This is a genomic window from Paenibacillus arenosi, assembly GCF_014841135.1.
Taxonomy (GTDB): domain Bacteria; phylum Bacillota; class Bacilli; order Paenibacillales; family Paenibacillaceae; genus Paenibacillus_B; species Paenibacillus_B arenosi.
In genome coordinates this window covers 21,406-39,816 of sequence record NZ_JACYTN010000033.1, presented here as the reverse complement: position 1 = coordinate 39,816, position 18,411 = coordinate 21,406, and the positions used below count along the sequence as shown (strand labels likewise).

Genomic DNA, 18,411 nt, shown 5'->3' with positions numbered 1-18,411 from the left:
CATTTCCATCTGCTTGTCAAGTGCTATTTCTCATTTTTGCGCAAAAAAGAGCAGGTTATCTTTTTTCGATAAACCTACTCTTGTTCTTAATTTTTGATCCTGTGCCTTAACTTAATGACATTGCCCCTAGGGGTGTCTTTTTGTGATGGAACTCATGGCAAATGATCACTTTAGGTAGATCGAAGCAGGGGAATGGGGTAAACTATATAGTTAGTGCTTAACGCAACTTACGGAGGATGAGAATGAGAGATATTAGACGAGAAGATATAGAGTTGTTGGCGCCGGCTGGAGATTGGGATTGCATGCGAGCTGCTGTTGCAAACGGAGCAGATGCAATATTTTTTGGTGTAGAGAAGTTCAATGCGCGTGCGCGTGCAAATAACTTCCGCATGGATGATCTACCAGACATTATGGCCTATTTGCATAGCTATGGAGTTAAAGGGTTTTTGACTTTCAATATACTTGTATTTGAAGATGAATTAAAAGACGCGCAAGCGTTAATCGATGCATGTATCGACGCTGGGGTTGACGCGGTTATTGTACAGGACTTGGGTCTTGTAAAAATGATTCGTGAGATGTCGCCAGACTTCCCGATTCACGGTTCGACTCAGATGACGATTACGTCTCCTGAAGCGGTTGAGTTTACGAAACCCTATGATATGGAGCGGGTCGTGCTTGGTCGTGAAAATAACTTGAAGCAGATTAAGAAGATTGCTGATTCGGCTAATGTACCACTTGAAGTATTCGTGCACGGTGCATTGTGCGTGTCCTACTCTGGACAATGTTTGACGTCCGAGATGTGGGGCGGGCGCTCTGCGAACCGCGGTGAATGTGCACAAGCATGCCGCTTGCCATATGACATGATGGTAGACGGTGAGCATCAACCGATGGGTGATATCACGTATTTGTTGTCACCGAAGGACTTGGCGGCGATTGAGCTTGTACCTGATTTGATCGAAGCGGGCGTTGTTTCCTTTAAAATTGAAGGCCGTATGAAACAGCCAGAATATGTTGCTAACGTAGTGAGTAAGTATCGTAAAGCGATCGATGATTACTTCGCTGGTACGTGGACTGGCCCGACGAAGGAAGAGGTACGTGAGCTACAGCAGAGCTTCTCTCGCGGATTTACGCATGGCTTCTTGAGTGGCACGAACAATAAGCAGCTCGTAGACGGTACGTTCCCGAAGAGCCGCGGTGTGTATGTGGGACGCGTTGAACAGGTGCTGCGTGACGGCGTCGTGTGTAAGATCGAAGCGCCATTGAAGCGCGGAGACGGCATTGGCTTTGATGCAGGCGATCCGACGAAGAAGGAAGAAGGCGGCCGCATTTATGATCTTCGCCGCAAGGGCGTTAAGCTCGAAGGCGAAGCGGAAGAAGGCTGGGTCGTGGACATTGTTCCAGGACGCAGCGATGTGGATCTTCGTCGAGTTAAAGTTGGTGATAAGATTTGGAAGACAAGTGACCAGGCGTTGGATAAGCGTATGCGTGCTACGTTTGATACGGAGAAGCCTTATAAGGTGTTTCCGATGCATGTGCGTGTAGAAGGTCGTGTAGGCGAACCAATGCGTACGTGGTGGACAGATGTGCAAAAGGGTACAACGGTTGAGGTAGCTTCCGAGATGGCATTGGAAGCAGCGCAGAAGCGTCCGATGGACAAAGCTTTGTTGGAAGAGCAATTTGGCCGTCTTGGCGGTACGGTGTACCAATTGGAACAGATCGACGTAACGCTGGAAGGTGACGTTATCGTACCAATGCGCGAGTTGAATGCGATTCGCCGTCGTGCTGTGGATCATTTGGCTGGCGAGCGACCAAAGCCTCCTGTCTATGTGAAGCATGACGTGGATGTATTGGCGGATGCGGTAGTTGAGCATACTAGTATCGCTTATGGCGAAGCGCAGCTAACAGCGCTGTGCCGTACGCTGGAGCAGGTACAAACTGCGGTGAAGACGGATGTAGCAATGATTTACGCTGACTTCGAATTTATTAAACAGTTCCCAGCTGCAATCGAAACATGTCGTGCTGCTGGCAAGCCAATTGCGCTTGTAACGCCGCGTATTCATATGCCGAACGAGAACGGATACCATCGCAACATTTTGAAGCTGAAGCCAGATGCAGTATTGGTGCGTAATACAGGAGCATTGTATTTCTATCAGCGAGCGAAAGCGGAGTGGGAGAAACAAATTGCGGAAGGTATTGTGCCTGCTGATGTCCAGCTGGAATACGGTAAGTTCCCGCAAATTATCGGTGACTTCTCTTTGAACGTTGCGAATCATAAAGCGGTTCAATTGTTCATGGAAGAAGGTTTGGACAAAATTACACCTTCGTATGACCTAAATATTCAGCAAATGGTCGATATGTTGGGCCGCTCTGAAACGTCCAAGCTTGAAATCGTTATTCATCAGCATTTGCCGATGTTCCATACAGAGCATTGTACGTACTGTACATTCCTAAGTGAAGGTACAGACTATACGAACTGTGGCCGTCCTTGTGAGGAGCACAACATCTCTTTGCGTGACCGTATCGGAATGTCTCACCCAGTTCGTGTTGATGAAGGCTGCCGTAATACGGTGTACAACGCAATCGAGCAATCGGGTGCAGAATACTTGGCCAACTTTATGGAGTTGGGCGTGCCGTCTTATCGCGTAGAGTTCCTAGAAGAGACACCAGAGCAGGTTTCTGAGGTTATTGACCTTTACCAGCAAGCTTTGCGTGGACAGGTTAGCGGTACGCAAGTATGGCGTAAGTTGAAAGCAACGAACCAGCTTGGTGTTACGCGCGGTCAGTTGGTGAAGTAATAGAGCGTTTCATAAATTACACCTATAATTGACGTGTAGATGTAGATGTAGATGTAGATGTAGATGTAGATGTAGATGTAGATGTAACTTGTGCGTTTGCTAGAGAGCTTATTTGAAAAGTAAATAGATAGTTGCCGTGCAATGAATAAATCCCTCTAAACGTTCCTGCTAAACAGGAGATGTGTAGAGGGATTTTTAATGAAACAAATTGTGCTTGTTAAAGCCTATCTATCATTCACCAGCATAACCTTTCGGATTCGCCTGATGCCATTTCCAAGCAGAAGCAATGATCTGCTGAATATTCGTCCACTGGGGAATCCATTTCAGTTGTTCTCTAGCCTTGGAGGCATCCGCGATGAGGATAGCTGGATCACCCTCACGTCTTGCTTCCATGTGAGCTGGAATGGAGTGGCCGGTTACAACGCGTGCAGCCTCTATAATTTCTAGCACAGTGTATCCATTACCGTTGCCGAGGTTGAATACATTGCTAGCACCACCATCTTGTAGGTGCTGGAGTGCCTTAACATGAGCGTCCGCTAAATCGGATACGTGGATGTAATCGCGAATACAAGTACCGTCCGCAGTATCGTAATCATCGCCGTATACAGAAATATGCTCTCGCTGATTCAAAGCAACCTGCAACACAAGCGGAATAAGATGCGTTTCCGGTGTGTGATCCTCACCAATTGTCCCGTTTTTGCTAGCTCCAGCTGCATTGAAATATCGAAGTGCTACATAGGTCATTCCGTATGCCTGCTCAAACCATCGCATCATACGCTCCATTGTAAGCTTCGTTTCACCATACGTGTTTGTTGGCATGGTTGGATCCGTTTCTAGTATAGGCACATGCGTTGGATTGCCATAAGTAGCAGCAGTCGATGAGAAAACGATATGTTTTACATTTTGGGATGACATTGCTTCCAGCAGGCATTGAGTTCCATACACATTGTTATCATAATATTTAGAAGGCTCCTTCATACTTTCTCCTACTAACGAGCTGGCAGCAAAGTGAATAACGGATTCAATGGAATGTTCGTGCAGAATACGGCTAATTAGTTCTTTGTTTCTAATATCACACTGATAGAACCGAACTTGCCCTCGGTCTTGGTCGATAGATTTAATATGCCCGGTGGTGAGATTATCAATGACAATGACTTTATATCCGCCATCAAGTAAAGCCTGTACGGTATGAGAACCAATATATCCTGCACCGCCTGTCACAAGAATGCTCATGAATTCCCTCCTGTTGATTTTAGTAATAGGTATTAAAGCTTAAATTGTAGTATAATGTTTTGAATTGGTAAAAGGTAGAAATTTTTTTGATGCCTTTTACCTTGATTATAAATCAAAGCTAAGGGGATGACCAAATGAAGATTCGTAAAGCCATCATTCCTGCTGCAGGTCTAGGGACGAGATTCCTGCCTGCTACTAAGGCAATGCCAAAAGAAATGCTTCCTATCGTAGACAAGCCGACCATACAATACATCGTGGAAGAGGCAGTTGCATCAGGAATTGAAGATATTATTATTGTTACGGGTAAAGGAAAACGTGCAATTGAGGATCACTTTGATAATTACTTTGAGCTCGAGCATATGTTGATGGAAAAAGAAAAACTTGCTTTGCTTGAAGAAGTTCGCAAGTCTTCAGATATGGCGAATATTCATTATATTCGTCAAAAGGAGCCGCGTGGATTAGGGCACGCCATTTGGTGCGCTCGTAAATTTATAGGTAATGAACCATTTGCAGTACTACTTGGAGACGATATTGTACAAGCAGAACAGCCTTGTCTAAAACAAATGATTAATGTGTATGAGCAGTATGAATCATCTATAGTGGGGGTTCAACCTGTTCCTTGGGAAGAGGTTTCTAGGTATGGAGTTGTAGCAGGACGTCAAATAACTGAACGTATTATGGCTACCGAGAGACTAGTTGAGAAGCCGCCTGTAGGAACTTCTCCTTCGAACTGGGCGATTATGGGTAGATACATACTTACACCAAGAATATTCGATCTTCTAGAAGCTCAAGAAGTAGGGGTTAATGGAGAAATACAGTTAACGGATGCGATTGCAGCTGTTGGTCAAGAGGAGCAAGTGCTAGCTTATCATTTTGATGGACAACGTCATGATGTTGGCGAGAAGCTCGGCTTTATTGAGACTACGATTCATTTTGCACTTCAACGTCCTGAATTAAGAGATGAGCTTCTAAAATTCATGGAGTTGCAACTAGAGAAAAGTAAATAGAAGAATGGCGTGGGATTAATCCCACGCCATTTTTTATGGTTAATTTAGCTTCAAATTTACTAATGAATCGAGCTGAGCTTGTTCATTAGGATCAGCTGTGAGTAAGCTTGCTAGATTTGCTTCGTCTTTCAATCCGAGCTTTTGTACAGATGCTAGATACCATCTCATTAGCTCGCGATTCGTTTGATCCTTAAGATCAACCTGTAAGTGAGGTTTCATTATATCATGAGCCTCTTGAGTTTGACCTAATAAATAATAAGCTTGACCAGCATACAAGGCTACCTTGTTAGTTATATGGAACGGATCACCCTGTAGCTGCCCTTTAGGCAATGTTTTGAGATGTTCCATACCTTGTTCAATATGTTTAAGTGCTTGTAACGTAGAGCTTAAATATTTCTTCTTTTCCTCTTCATTTTCAAGTGACACATACCCTAAGCGGGAGGAAATCTTCATGTACTCCTCATACCATTCAAGCTGCCAGGCATAGCGCTCTTTGTTTTGATGGAAAATTTCATAAATTTCTTTTTCCATTCCTTTGCTGGCATACACAGATACAAGTTGATTCCATAAGTTCCGATTGGAAGGCTCATGTTCTAGAGTAGATAGCAATAAATCTTTTGCCTCATTGAAATAAGCATCATCTTGGGTTTGTTGATATACCTGAACTAATAGGGATGTCTTAAATCTCACATAGTCAGGGTGAGTAGGACGTATACTTAACGCTTTATCAAGCGGCTCAATGATTTCATTGAAATTATTAGAATTTTGAGCTGTTTCATGAGCTTGAGCATGGCCGTTTGCTGCACTTATAAATACACTTGCAGTAATAAGTAATGTTAGAGACAGTACTCCTATGATGCTACTAAATACGATACGTACCTTTTTCGGTTGCCAAGTGAAGCGTTTCAATGGTTTGTCATCTATGGCGGCAGTCATGGCGCCTAGTGAAATAAATACAAGTACACCTATAAACACGTAGCTCATATTAAAGTCCATTAAACTATGCACAAGAATAGATGTTGCAATAATAAAGTACAAGAAATAATTTTCGCGTTTCTCTTCTGAAGCGCGAATGTAAGAACGAATATATTGTGTGTAAATGTAAATCAAAATGCCCATAAACAATATGAAACCAATCAATCCAACTTCAACTGCATACTGCATAAAGAAGCTGTGAGCTTGACGAGATGTATAAGGGTTATTTTGATATTCCTCATATAACGCTGCCCATGCACCACCACCGGCACCAATGAGTGGGTAGTCAGCTATTACTTTAGCAGAATCTTTATAGAAAGTAATACGTTCAAGAACACTATGCTGCTCAAAGTTAATGTTTTCGAATCGAACTTTGATATTCTCAGGAAGTATATTTTTTGCACTTGTACCTGCAAGGAGTGCAATTACAATTGTCCCTAGTACAACACCGCCTACTGGAATAAAGAAAGATGAAGCTTTACGTGCAGAAAGACGGCTTAGTTTTTGTTCAAGCAAAGGAGTAACCCAACGTTCTACAGCTAGCGTTAATGCTGCTGAGATTAGGGATGCAACTAAGATATACGCCCATCCGCTTAAAGACTGCCCTGTATTGAAAGTCTGCTGTAATTGAAGCCCTAATTCTGTTACAGGATTTAAGATCAGAATAGTTGCTATACCACTTATTAGTAGATGTACAATCCATATAATCTGGCGATGTGGTTTCAAGAATAGCAACAACACTACGAATACTACTGGCAGCAATACAAGTCCACCACGAGACAACGTAAGGAAAATAGATAGAATCATTGGTACAAGCATTAAGCTATGAATGCCTCGGCCCCACCATTTTTTATCTGTTCCTATGAGATAAAGCGCTGCGAACAAGAATGCCATAATGTATGCTGCGTATGTATTCGCATATTGAAAGACGGATGTTAGACGCGCTCCGTTAGAGTCAGACATAACTGCATCATGATACACTTGTCCATCTAGTGACAGTGGTACTCCGAGCCACTTTACTAATGATGTCACACTCGGCCCATTTCCTAGCCAATGAAGCAATCCGAACAGGACAATCATATAAGAAGTAGCAATTAAAGTTATTGATATAATTCGATTTAAGACACCATCTTGCGTTATAATAGACGAGGCGACAAAAAACAGCGCATATAACGTCATAATTAGCAGCATATTAACAGCAAGATAAGAAGAAGCTGCGTTAATTAGCGAAACTCCGTAGCTAATTGGAAGTAAAAATATAAGTAGCATAAGAGTATCGCGCTGGCTAGTCCACTTGAATTGTTTAGCAATTGTGGGTATCATTACAAAGCCTAGTATCGCTGAAAAGAGCACGGCAGCATAGATTGGCTCTTCAAAAGAGCTAATTTGTCCATTGAACAAAGCAGTCCTAAATGGTGACCAAATTAAAAAAAGCACGACGATTCCAACCATAATCCAAGGGCGCGAAATCGAATCTTTACCGCCATTAGAAGATGGATTTACATATCCATATGTCGACAAGTTTTACTCTCCTTTACTGTTAATGTACGTCAATTATTGTAGCACAAACGAGATTACTGTAACAGACAGCCAAGACAGGGTAGTTTAAAAGTTTACAATTATATTTATTATTATGTATAGGAGCACGAATTTAACTATGAAGAATAGAAAATTGTTAAGTATAGGAATCATGTTTTTATTTAGTATATTATTTTTTAATGTTTTACATTTGTATTATAAAGATAATCTTAAAATCGATCTAAGATTTGAAGTGAAATCCAATTCCCAAGACGATTACCAATTGTTTTATCGTTCAAATTCTAACCAACAATGGACTGAAGAACATTCAATTATTGAAGCATATGAGCATCCTACTAAATGGAACTCTATGAAATATACTCTTCCGCTGGATAGCTACGAAGTACGAATTGACTTAGGTAAGAAGTCGGGACAAAAAATAGAAATTAAAGATTTATCGTTAAACGGAGCAAAAAACGTAAAGGTAAATCTAGAAGAAATCGTGCAACAAACGAACCAAGTTCAAATGAATATTAAGCATATGGAATTTAAAACTAAAGGCGATGATCCCTATGTGACTTTAAAGTTAGGTAGCTATTTTGATTTGGCGAAAAACGGAATTAATTATACTAAAATGGCAATGATCGCGTTATTAAGTATAATAGCAGCTGCTTTATTTACATTTTCTTTATTTAATTTAAGACAAGTGAAGTCACTTTTTATAGAAATGTACGGAAGGAAAAACCTTGTATTTAGTTTAGCAAAAAATGATTTTAAAACTAAATACTCATCTTCTTATTTAGGGATTACATGGGGGTTTATTCAGCCCTTACTTATTATTTTAACATATTGGTTTGTATTTCAAGTAGGTTTGAAAAGCGCATCAGTAATGGATGTACCTTTTATTTTGTGGTTCATGGTAGGTATAGTTCCGTGGTTCTATTTTTCTGAAGCTTGGTCTAATGCTACGAATGTATTTGTTGAATATAGTTACTTAGTGAAAAAAGTAGTTTTTAACATTGAAGTTTTACCGATTGTTAGAATTGTATCGGCCTTGATAGTGAATTTGTTCTTTGTACTCTTATTGTTTACTGTTAGTGCTGCATACGGGTATTACCCCAATCTATATTATTTGCAAATTATTTATTATTCCATGTGTATGATATTACTAACAATATCAATTTCTTATATCACATCAGCAGTAGTACTGTTTTTCAGAGATTTATATCAAATTATAGGGATTGTAATACAAATCGGTTTTTGGTTTACTCCTATCGTATGGTCCTATACGATGTTGTCTGATTTTTGGTTATTTGTTTTTAAACTAAATCCTATGTTTTACATTGTAAATGGATTTAGGGATTCGTTTATTAATCAAATTTATTTCTGGCAACACCCTTACCAAACTATCTATTTCTGGTTTAGTTGTATTTTACTATTGACAATAGGGTTGAAAGTATTTAGAAAGTTGAGACCACATTTTTCAGATGTATTGTAAATGAGGGATAATTTATGAGTGTTATAATCGATATTAAGAATGTTGTGAAAATATACAAAATATATGATAATCCTGTACACCGTTTGAAAGAAGCACTATCAATAAGAAAAAAGAAATTCTATACAGAGTTTAAAGCTCTAAACGGAATTAGCTTTCAAGTTAACAGAGGAGATGCTCTTGGAATACTGGGCAAGAATGGATCGGGCAAATCTACACTGCTTAAAATAATCACCGGAGTTCTTACTCCAACGGATGGCGATATTGCTGTTAGGGGTAAAGTATCCGCAATACTTGAACTAGGCGCAGGTTTCAATCCTGATTATACTGGCAGAGAAAATATTATGCTTAATGGAACTATGATGGGTTTTTCTGAAGAAGAGATGAAAAGTAGAATGCAGCAAATAATTGAGTTTGCAGACATTGGGCAATTTATTGATCAACCGGTTAAGGTTTATTCAAGTGGTATGTTTGCCAGACTTGCATTTGCAGTTTCTATTAATGTTGATCCAGATATATTGATTGTCGATGAGGCACTTGCTGTTGGGGATATTAGATTTCAAACGAAGTGTATTAATAAGATGAAAGAGCTAAAAGAAAATGGAACAACTATTTTATTCGTTTCCCATGCTACCGAACAGGTGAAAAGATTTTGTAATAAGGCAATTTGGATTAAAAATGGTAATGTTGAGGCGAGTGGTGAGTCAAGCGAAGTTGTAGACCTTTATGAAGACTATATGAAGTATGAACATGTGAAATCAGATAAGCTTGAAGTTAGTGATGTTCTGGAGCAGTCAAATGAGGACAATAATTTTGTTATACCTAGCAATCCGGATATTATAGCCAGTATCACGAATGTCGAGATAAATAATGAAATGTTAAAGACTTTCGATCCATTGGAAGTAACGATAGAATATGAAATATATCAAAAAGAAATAGAAGGTTTTTTGCTGGGCGTCGCAATTTATACACCAGATCGTGAATATGTTTTTGGGCCAAACACGCATCTAGAAAATATCTCTATTCCAAACGGTATAGGAAGGCATAAAGTTAAATATACAATCCCTAAATTGCAATTATTAGGTGGGAAATATGGGGTTGATGTAGGGATTTTTAACAATGAAGGTATAGTCTGTTTAGAATACAAACAAGAGATTCACACGTTCCAAGTAACTAATAAATATTTTAGTGAAGGCAAATTCTATATGGATCATAGATGGGATGTGATGAAATGAATAATATAATATTTGATCAATATCAGAGATATAAGAGCGCTGAAATCATGATTAATCATTTAAGGCCAGGAAGTGAAAAGTTAAAAATACTAGAAGTTGGTGCAAATGAACATCAAAACTTAGAGCGATTTTTACCGAATGATGAGATAACTTATTTGGATATTTCACTCCCTGATGAATTACTTAGTAACCCGAAATATGTATTGGGAGATGCCACAAAAATGGACTTTTGTGATGAGTCTTTTGATATCGTGGTTGCTCTAGACGTATTTGAACATATACCTTCAGAACTGCGTGAACAGTTTCTAAGTGAGCTTACTAGAGTAAGTTCATTAGGGTTCGTATTAACGGCACCTTTCCATTCTTATGAATTAGGAAGGGCAGAACAAAGAGTTAATGCTGTATATAAAGCATTGCATGGTAAAGATTTTATATGGTTGCAAGAACATTTTGATAATGGGTTGCCTGTATTAGATGAAACATTATCTTTTTTGACAAGCAACAAAATAAAATTCAAAACTTTTTCACATGGAGATTTAGATATTTGGGAAAGAATGATGAATGTTCATTTTGTAGCTGCAGCAGATACTAGACTTAATATCTACCGCGATCAAATGGATATATATTATAATTCTCAAATTTATCCATTTGATTATAGTGATAAAGCATACCGTCAAATCATTATTGCCTCAAAGTATGAAGAAAACTTAGAAGCTATCCCATTGCAAACTGAGGGTGAATTAGAATTTTTCGATAAGCTGGAGAGATTAAAGGCAATAGAAGGTACTTTCTTCAGAATTAAGGCAAGCCTGATTCCTTTAGAAGATAAGTGCGTTGAAGAGCATGACTATGTTCAAGTCTATGTGGATGAGGGTACGGGTTTTAATGAAAAGAGTAGTTATAAATTAATTTATAATGATACATCATCTCATTATACTTTTTACTTTGAACCGAAAACTATTAAAGCCTTTAGAATAGATCCCTCTTATTATAAAGGAGTATTCAGAATTTCGAATATACGATTATTTGCAGATGATGGATCGGAAGTTAAATATGTAGAGATTGATAGTTGCCCGAATGTCCTAAGTAAGAATACTTATGTGTTTAATTATGATGATCCCAACTTGCACTTTGAGTTAGAACATATGAGCTCTATTTCAAAAATATCATTAGAATGCGAACATTTAATTGGAAGCAAGCCATATTGGCTAATTGATGTTATGAGCGAAATTAAACATAATATTGTATCTGAGATAAAGCAAACCGATGAAAAGGCTCGTGCAGATTATGAAGCTCTTCATAGACAAATAGAAGATATTAGTTCAGAAAATTCCGGGTTGAAAGAGCAGTATTCTAGCTTGAGAGAGCAATATTTAGGTTTGGAAGAGCAATGTTTAAGTGCTAGACATAATGCTGAAGTATGGATCGACAAATATAATTATTTGAAAGAAAAACAAAGAGTAGATTCGTTGGAGATTGAGAGACTTAATGATGAAATTAATCAAATCTATTCAACTAAGGCATGGAAATATATTGAACGAATTAGAAGAGTGATAAAAAAATAAACTCGGGAGTAAACTGATGAATACAAGGTATTGCATAGAGGATACAAATATTGAACTTATAGATAAAAAAGTGCATCTGTCCATTTCGGGCTGGTGTTATGATCCTAATACAAATGAAGTACCTGCAATAAGAATAGTTGTGGATGAGATATCTATTAGTAGCGATGTTAACTACGTTGCAAGAGAGGATGTCCAACAACACTTCGATGTATCGGAAAAGTTGATTTGTGGTTTCGAATTGAAAACGATTGTAGATACAGAAAATGAGATTAGTAACATTGATGTTGTTGCAGCTTTTCCCAAAGACTACACATTACTTAAAACATTGCATTTAGGTTCATTACTAAGTGAACGAGGAATATCTACAGTAAAGTTTAATATCGATAAAGTTGCCATTAATGAGAACAAGATGACGGTATCTGGATGGGGATTTTCCTTGATGGATACCTTAGTCGACATACAAATCAAAAGTGAATCTGAAAAGACCTGTATTATAAATCGAGCTGAAAGAGCAGACGTTGAACAGGCGTATGATTTGGATAAAGGAGTCAAAAAAGGATTTCATCTTGAATATAAATTAGACAAAAATGATGCGAATATAATAATCGAATTCAAAGATGGATTGTGCAAACATACACATATTATCAATCTTAAAGAAATAGAACGTGAGAAAAAAAGAAATCTCCGGAAGAAATATGTGCGGTTTATTCGTAGTATAAGAGTAAGAAATGTTATTAATGGCATGAGAATGATGAAAAAACATGGTTTTTCATTCTTTTATAGTACTTTGAAATCAAAGATTACATTTGAGCAGTCAGCGATAAGCTATCACAATTGGTACTTGCATCATAGAGCTTCTGCTGACGAGTTGGACCAACAAAAAAACAAAGGTTTTAATTATGAACCTCTTGTTAGTATTGTTGTACCAACATTCAATACACCTAAGAGCTTCTTAATAGAAATGATAGAATCAGTTCGACAACAAACGTACAGTCACTGGGAGTTGTGTATTGCAGATGGAGATAGCAAGTCTGTTGAAGTAAAAGATTTATTGCAGCATTACGCCAAGCTAGATAGTAGAATAAAAGTGAAGTTTCTCAATGAAAACAAAGGGATATCTGGTAATAGTAATGAAGCGCTATCTCTCGCAACAGGTAAATATATCGGATTGTTTGATCATGACGATCTCCTTACACCTGATGCATTATACGAGGTCGTTAAGTCTATTAATGAGAACAATAGACCAGATTTTATTTATTCAGATGAGGACAAAATTGATGAAAAAGGTCATGAATACTTTGATCCTCATTTTAAGCCTGATTGGTCGCCTGATACTTTGAGAAGCTATAATTACATATGTCATTTCACAGTGTTCAGTAAAAAGCTACTCGACAAAGTTGGTGTTTTCAATAGCGATTTTGATGGAAGCCAAGATTATGATTTAATATTAAGGTTAACAGAACAGGCGGAAGGTATTATACATATCCCGAAGATTCTGTATCATTGGAGGAGCCATCTTAATTCAACAGCAAGTAATGTTTCAGCAAAAACATATACAATGGATGCGGCTAAAAAGGCACTGTATGCTCATTTAGAACGAGTTGGGTTGGCAGGAACTGTTCAAGATAATACTCTAGTCACATCATATCGGACTCAATATGAATTAACGGGAACTCCAAAAGTATCTATTCTAATCCCAAACAAGGATCAATATGAAACGCTTAAAATATGTATTGATTCTATTTTAAGAGAGACCACATATAAGAATTATGAAATAATCATTATTGAAAATAATAGTACAACACCAGAGATATTTGATTATTATAAATCTCTTGAAGGTAATGAACAAATAAAAATAGTGACTTGGAAAGACGGATTTAACTATTCGGCTATTAATAATTTTGGAGCAAAATATGCCTCTGGTGAACATTTTGTATTGCTTAACAATGATATCGAAATTATTACCCCGAGATGGATAGAAGAGATGTTGATGTACGTTCAGAGAAGTGATGTAGGGATCGCGGGTGCTAAGCTTTATTATCCAGATAACTCGATTCAACATGCCGGCGTCATTATTGGTCTTGGAGGAGTGGCAGGTCATTCTCATAAATATTTCCCGCGAGAAGTTGATGGTTTCAAGGGAAGACTCAAGATTGTCCAAAACCTCAGTGCTGTAACAGCTGCATGCTTAATGGTACGAAAAGAAGTCTTCGAGCAAGTTGAAGGATTAGATGAACGATTTAAAGTGGCATTTAATGATGTTGACTTTTGCTTGAAAGTAAGAGCGATGGGTTATCAAGTTATCTTTACCCCTTTTGCTGAAATGTATCATCATGAATCAATATCAAGAGGTGCAGAGGATACGCCAGAAAAAATTGAGAGGTTTAAAGGTGAAATTGCATTGTTCCATAAAAAGTGGGGAGGATATGTGGATCCGTTCTACAGCCCTAATTTAACCCTGGATCGGGAAGATTTCTCTTATAAGTGATTTAATGTAATATACTTTATCTTAAATAAAGAATTCTCATTTTTCATTCACTTTGAATGTGACTATTACCGGGGGCACTGATTTGAGAAGAGAATACAAGAAAATATTCTTGGCTGCAGTTTGTATCGTTCTAGTAGCGTTGTTTTACGTTCTATATAACAATCAAGAATATATTAAGAGTAAAATTACTGATAGTCTAAATTATAATTTAACTAATCATGAAGCTGGTGCCGTAGGATTAAATGTCGTGGATGGTTATATTAATACCACCAATGAAGATTCTCAGTATATTTTAACTAACATAAATAAATATGTTTCTGAAATATATCTTAATATTGACTATCTAAATGGGGAAGATACACTTCAAGTGTTTTACACCGACTCTCGCAATCCGGATTTTAGTGAACAGGCATCACATCTTGTTAGAGTAGATAACGGAAAAAACATCCATAGAATTCCTTTAGATAATTCCTTGAAAATTGAATCCATCCGGATCGATGTAAGTACGAAAAAAGACCAAAGAATACAGATTAATGAAATTATTCTTAATAAAGATATTACCTTTCATATAAATATTATTCATCTTTTAAAATTAGAAATATTTACACTTTTGATTATAGGTTTAGTATTAATTGTATTTAAATATCCAGATATGATTGTTAGAAAAAGATATATCATTGCAGGAATGGTGTTTATAGTCTTAGTTGTTGGTAAATTACATGGCTCATCTATTGGACTTTGGGAAAGTGAAATTAATAAAAATTTAGCTGATCAGAGTAAAACTACATTATTGGGTAAAGAGAGAACAATTAGGTCGGATGAATTTTTGGTTCACACTCCTTGGTTACTCTCTCAAGTAAATAATCGATTTGATGTTATCAATTCAGATATCAAATCTATGGGAATGAATGCATTACTATTAAATGTACCAGCTATAAGTTTAGATATAGTAGGGAAGCCGTACTTCTGGGGATTTGTCATTTTTGGCGAAGATTTTGGTTTGTCATGGTATTGGTCTTTTAAAATAATAATGTTGTTTTTACTGAGTTTTGAAATATGCATGTTCTTAACAAATAGAAGCAAGCTACTTTCTCTTTTTGGAGGTCTTTGGGTTGCCCTATCACCGAGTATTCAATGGTGGTACGACACGCCTGCAGCAGTTTCTGACCTCATTTTATTGACAGAAGGTATGATAGTTTCACTTCTATACTTTGTTCATTTTAAAGAAAAATGTAATCTTCGTTCGATTTTTATTATTCTTTTTGTGATCTGTGGAATAGGGTTTACAACGATTTTGTATCCTCCTGTTCAGGTACCTTTAGCATTTTTGGTATTGATTATGCTCGGCTCAATGATGGTGAAAGACTCTCAAGCATTCAAGTTGGTTAAAAAAGAGTGGTATGTGCTTATATTATCGATTTTATATGCAATTGCTGCTATAGCATTTTTTATTTATTATGCACTCGATGATATAAAGTTGCTTCTGAATACTGCTTACCCTGGTGAGAGACTTATTACCGGAGGATCCTTACCTTATTATGAGTTACAGACGTATTTAATCAATTGGCTACTCCCATTTAAAGAAGTTAGTTATAGTAATCAGAGTGAACTGGCCTCATATTATAATTTTGCTCCTTTATTAATTCTGACTTTTATTTTCATCATTAAGTATGAAAAAAATAATAAAAGGATTATTATTGCTTTATTTGGATATTTAATGTTTCAATTAAGTTGGCTTTTCGTGACCTACCCGAAAATTATTGCTAAATTATCTTTGTTTTCGTATGTGCAAGAAGCTAGAGTTGCTCATATCTCTTTTGGATTTCTCGGAGTGTTTTTAAGTGTTTGGATGATTAATATGATATACAAACATAAAATGTTTAACTACAAACATAAAATAGTTCTTACAAGCGTAATTTTCATTTTATATAGTATATCTATTTTTGGTAGCCCCATGAAAGATTATTTAGGTGTTACACTTGCTATAGGAACAATTATAATTTTCACTATGTTAAATTATTTGTTGCTATCAGGAAATTTAAAGAAATTCATTATTCTGTTTCTACCAATCATAATTTCGGGGGTCTTTATTAATCCAGTTGCTCAGGGGACTGACTCGATAAAGAACTTGCAAATCAGTAATCAAATTAAAAAAATTGAATTGGAAGACCCTAATCAAACATGGGTAGCCACAGAAAGTATTTTTAATGGTCAGTTGCTAATAGCGTTGGGTGTTAAATCCATGAACAGTGTTCATTTTACCCCCGATATGAATTTATGGAGTCAAATAGATGTGAAATCTGAATTTGAAGATATATACAATAGATATGCACATGTAATTGTTAACGTTACTGATAATGATACAAACTTTGAATTGACGCAGTTAGATGTTATTAGAGTAAATATTAATCATTCTGAGTTACAAGAACTAGGAATAAAATATATATTGTCACCATCTATTATAAACTCTGATAGTTATGAAGAAATTTATTACGATAATGACTCTGGTTTGTACATTTATCGTGTACTTGATAATCGCTCATGATGGAGGTGTAAAATAAATGAAAATACTTGCTATTATACCGGCTTATAATGAAGAAGGTAATATTGAAAGGTTAGTTAATAAATTAACGCAGCTAGATATTGATACACTTGTTATTAACGATTGCTCAACTGACTCTACTGTTCAAATTTGCAAAAATATGCGTACTAATTATATTGATTTACCTGTTAATCTTGGTATTGGTGGTGCTGTTCAAACAGGTTATCTTTATGCATCACGGCATAACTATGATATAGCAATCCAGATTGATGGTGATGGACAACATGACCCTGCGTATATTGAATTGCTAGTTGATTCTATCATTAATCACCAAGCAGATCTGGTAATCGGCTCTCGGTATATTAAAAAAGAAGGATTTCAGTCTAGCCTAATGAGAAGAATAGGAATTAAGCATTTTACATATCTGATTAAAATGTTAACTAACAAAACAGTAACGGACCCGACATCAGGTTTTAGAGCGTGTAACAAGAAAGTAATTAATTTCTTTGCAGCAAAGTATCCAGTAGACTATCCCGAACCAGAGACTATTGTGACGTTATTACGTAATAATTTAGTAGTTAAAGAGATTCCGGTAGTAATGAATGAGAGAAGTAATGGTATATCATCTATTAATTCTATTAAAGCTGTGTACTATATGATAAAGGTATCCTTAGCTATCATAATCGATCGATTAAGGAATCAAGATAAGGAGATTGCGGAACACGTATGATTCCATTTAATCTACAGCTAATTCTTATTATCAGCAATATATTATTATTAATATTTTTGCTTAACAATATTAGGAAGTATAAGCTGGAACTAAAATACACCTTACTCTGGTTGGGGCTTATTTTAATAACATTTATTCTATCGATTTTCCCTAGTGTCCTTAATTTTATATCTAGTAATATCTATATTGAAACACCTGTAAATGCATTGTTTTTAATAGCTTTTGCTGTGGTCTTTACCATTTTATATAGATTCACAGTTATTATCTCTAATCTAACGAATCAAACTAAAAAACTAACACAAGAATTAGGATTACTTAGGAATGAATTAAATGCATCTTTATTAAAGAAGGGAAGCAAAGACTAGAAAAGCAATACTTTTACAATGCTTTTCTAGTCTTGTGACGTTGATGAGGGGAAAATTAAGAGTTAATAAAAACGCTATATCTGGATTCTTAAAATATGGACTGGTAGGGGTTATTGGTACTATAGTGCATAGCGGTATGCTTGCATTAATGGTAGAAGTATTTGAGATGCACCCTATTGGTGGGACTATAATTGGTTTCGTATTTTCCCTAGTGATTTCATATGTATTAAATTCCATCTGGACCTTTAAACAAGCGAATTCTTCGACTACCATTTTTGTGAAATATGCACTTGTATGTAGTTGCGGCTTGCTTTTAAATATCTTTATAATGTATATAACGGTAGATATTTTCAACCTATCCTATATAATTGGACAGGGAGTAGCCATTATTTTAGTACCCATTTTTAATTATATGATTAATAGATATTGGGTGTTTAATGAAAATAAAACTTAAAATCAGAAA

General features: G+C 36.6%; 12 protein-coding genes. 10 read left to right on the top strand and 2 right to left on the bottom strand.

Features of this window, described 5'->3' with window-relative positions; translation table 11 throughout:
• Window positions 1-242 precede the first annotated feature (242 nt).
• Window positions 243-2,795 carry a U32 family peptidase gene (locus tag IFO66_RS22175; RefSeq protein ID WP_192027214.1) on the top strand — a complete coding sequence of 851 codons (2,553 nt, stop codon included), beginning with the start codon at window positions 243-245 and terminating at the stop codon, window positions 2,793-2,795.
• A 231-nt stretch (window positions 2,796-3,026) separates the two neighbouring features.
• Here IFO66_RS22175 and galE read toward each other — a convergent pair whose 3' ends face one another.
• The gene (gene galE / locus IFO66_RS22170; RefSeq protein WP_192027213.1) at window positions 3,027-4,028 is read right to left on the bottom strand and encodes a UDP-glucose 4-epimerase GalE; all 1,002 of its coding nucleotides are present in this window, start codon (window positions 4,026-4,028) and stop codon (window positions 3,027-3,029) included.
• A 134-nt stretch (window positions 4,029-4,162) separates the two neighbouring features.
• Here galE and galU point away from each other — a divergent pair, with 134 nt between their 5' ends.
• On the top strand, window positions 4,163-5,035 hold the full coding sequence (galU, locus tag IFO66_RS22165; protein WP_192027212.1) for a UTP--glucose-1-phosphate uridylyltransferase GalU: 873 nt from the start codon (window positions 4,163-4,165) through the stop codon (window positions 5,033-5,035).
• Window positions 5,036-5,074: 39 nt separating this feature from the next.
• Here galU and IFO66_RS22160 read toward each other — a convergent pair whose 3' ends face one another.
• Window positions 5,075-7,531, bottom strand: coding sequence for an O-antigen ligase family protein (locus IFO66_RS22160; RefSeq protein ID WP_192027211.1), 2,457 nt, complete (start codon window positions 7,529-7,531; stop codon window positions 5,075-5,077).
• A 136-nt stretch (window positions 7,532-7,667) separates the two neighbouring features.
• Here IFO66_RS22160 and IFO66_RS23925 point away from each other — a divergent pair, with 136 nt between their 5' ends.
• The 8 genes from IFO66_RS23925 to IFO66_RS22120 all read left to right on the top strand — a co-directional run bounded on the left by IFO66_RS23925 (window position 7,668) and on the right by IFO66_RS22120 (window position 18,402).
• Entirely contained in the window at window positions 7,668-9,026 is a 1,359-nt protein-coding gene (locus IFO66_RS23925) for an ABC transporter permease (RefSeq protein ID WP_225445986.1), read from the top strand.
• Between the two features lie 14 nt (window positions 9,027-9,040).
• On the top strand, window positions 9,041-10,258 hold the full coding sequence (locus IFO66_RS22150) for an ABC transporter ATP-binding protein (protein ID WP_192027210.1): 1,218 nt from the start codon (window positions 9,041-9,043) through the stop codon (window positions 10,256-10,258).
• A complete protein-coding gene (locus IFO66_RS22145; protein ID WP_192027209.1) occupies window positions 10,255-11,823 on the top strand; it encodes a class I SAM-dependent methyltransferase in 1,569 nt (522 codons plus the stop codon). Before IFO66_RS22150 ends, IFO66_RS22145 begins: the two co-directional genes overlap by 4 nt.
• 16 nt (window positions 11,824-11,839) lie before the next feature.
• Entirely contained in the window at window positions 11,840-14,311 is a 2,472-nt protein-coding gene (locus IFO66_RS22140; RefSeq protein WP_225445985.1) for a glycosyltransferase family 2 protein, read from the top strand.
• Window positions 14,312-14,393: 82 nt separating this feature from the next.
• On the top strand, window positions 14,394-16,856 hold the full coding sequence (locus IFO66_RS22135; protein ID WP_192027208.1) for a DUF7657 domain-containing protein: 2,463 nt from the start codon (window positions 14,394-14,396) through the stop codon (window positions 16,854-16,856).
• Between the two features lie 16 nt (window positions 16,857-16,872).
• The gene (locus tag IFO66_RS22130; protein ID WP_192027207.1) at window positions 16,873-17,583 is read left to right on the top strand and encodes a glycosyltransferase family 2 protein; all 711 of its coding nucleotides are present in this window, start codon (window positions 16,873-16,875) and stop codon (window positions 17,581-17,583) included.
• Window positions 17,580-17,948 carry a DUF2304 domain-containing protein gene (locus IFO66_RS24420; protein WP_192027206.1) on the top strand — a complete coding sequence of 123 codons (369 nt, stop codon included), beginning with the start codon at window positions 17,580-17,582 and terminating at the stop codon, window positions 17,946-17,948. Before IFO66_RS22130 ends, IFO66_RS24420 begins: the two co-directional genes overlap by 4 nt.
• A 43-nt stretch (window positions 17,949-17,991) precedes the next feature.
• The gene (locus tag IFO66_RS22120; protein WP_192027205.1) at window positions 17,992-18,402 is read left to right on the top strand and encodes a GtrA family protein; all 411 of its coding nucleotides are present in this window, start codon (window positions 17,992-17,994) and stop codon (window positions 18,400-18,402) included.
• The last annotated feature ends 9 nt before the right edge of the window (window positions 18,403-18,411 follow it).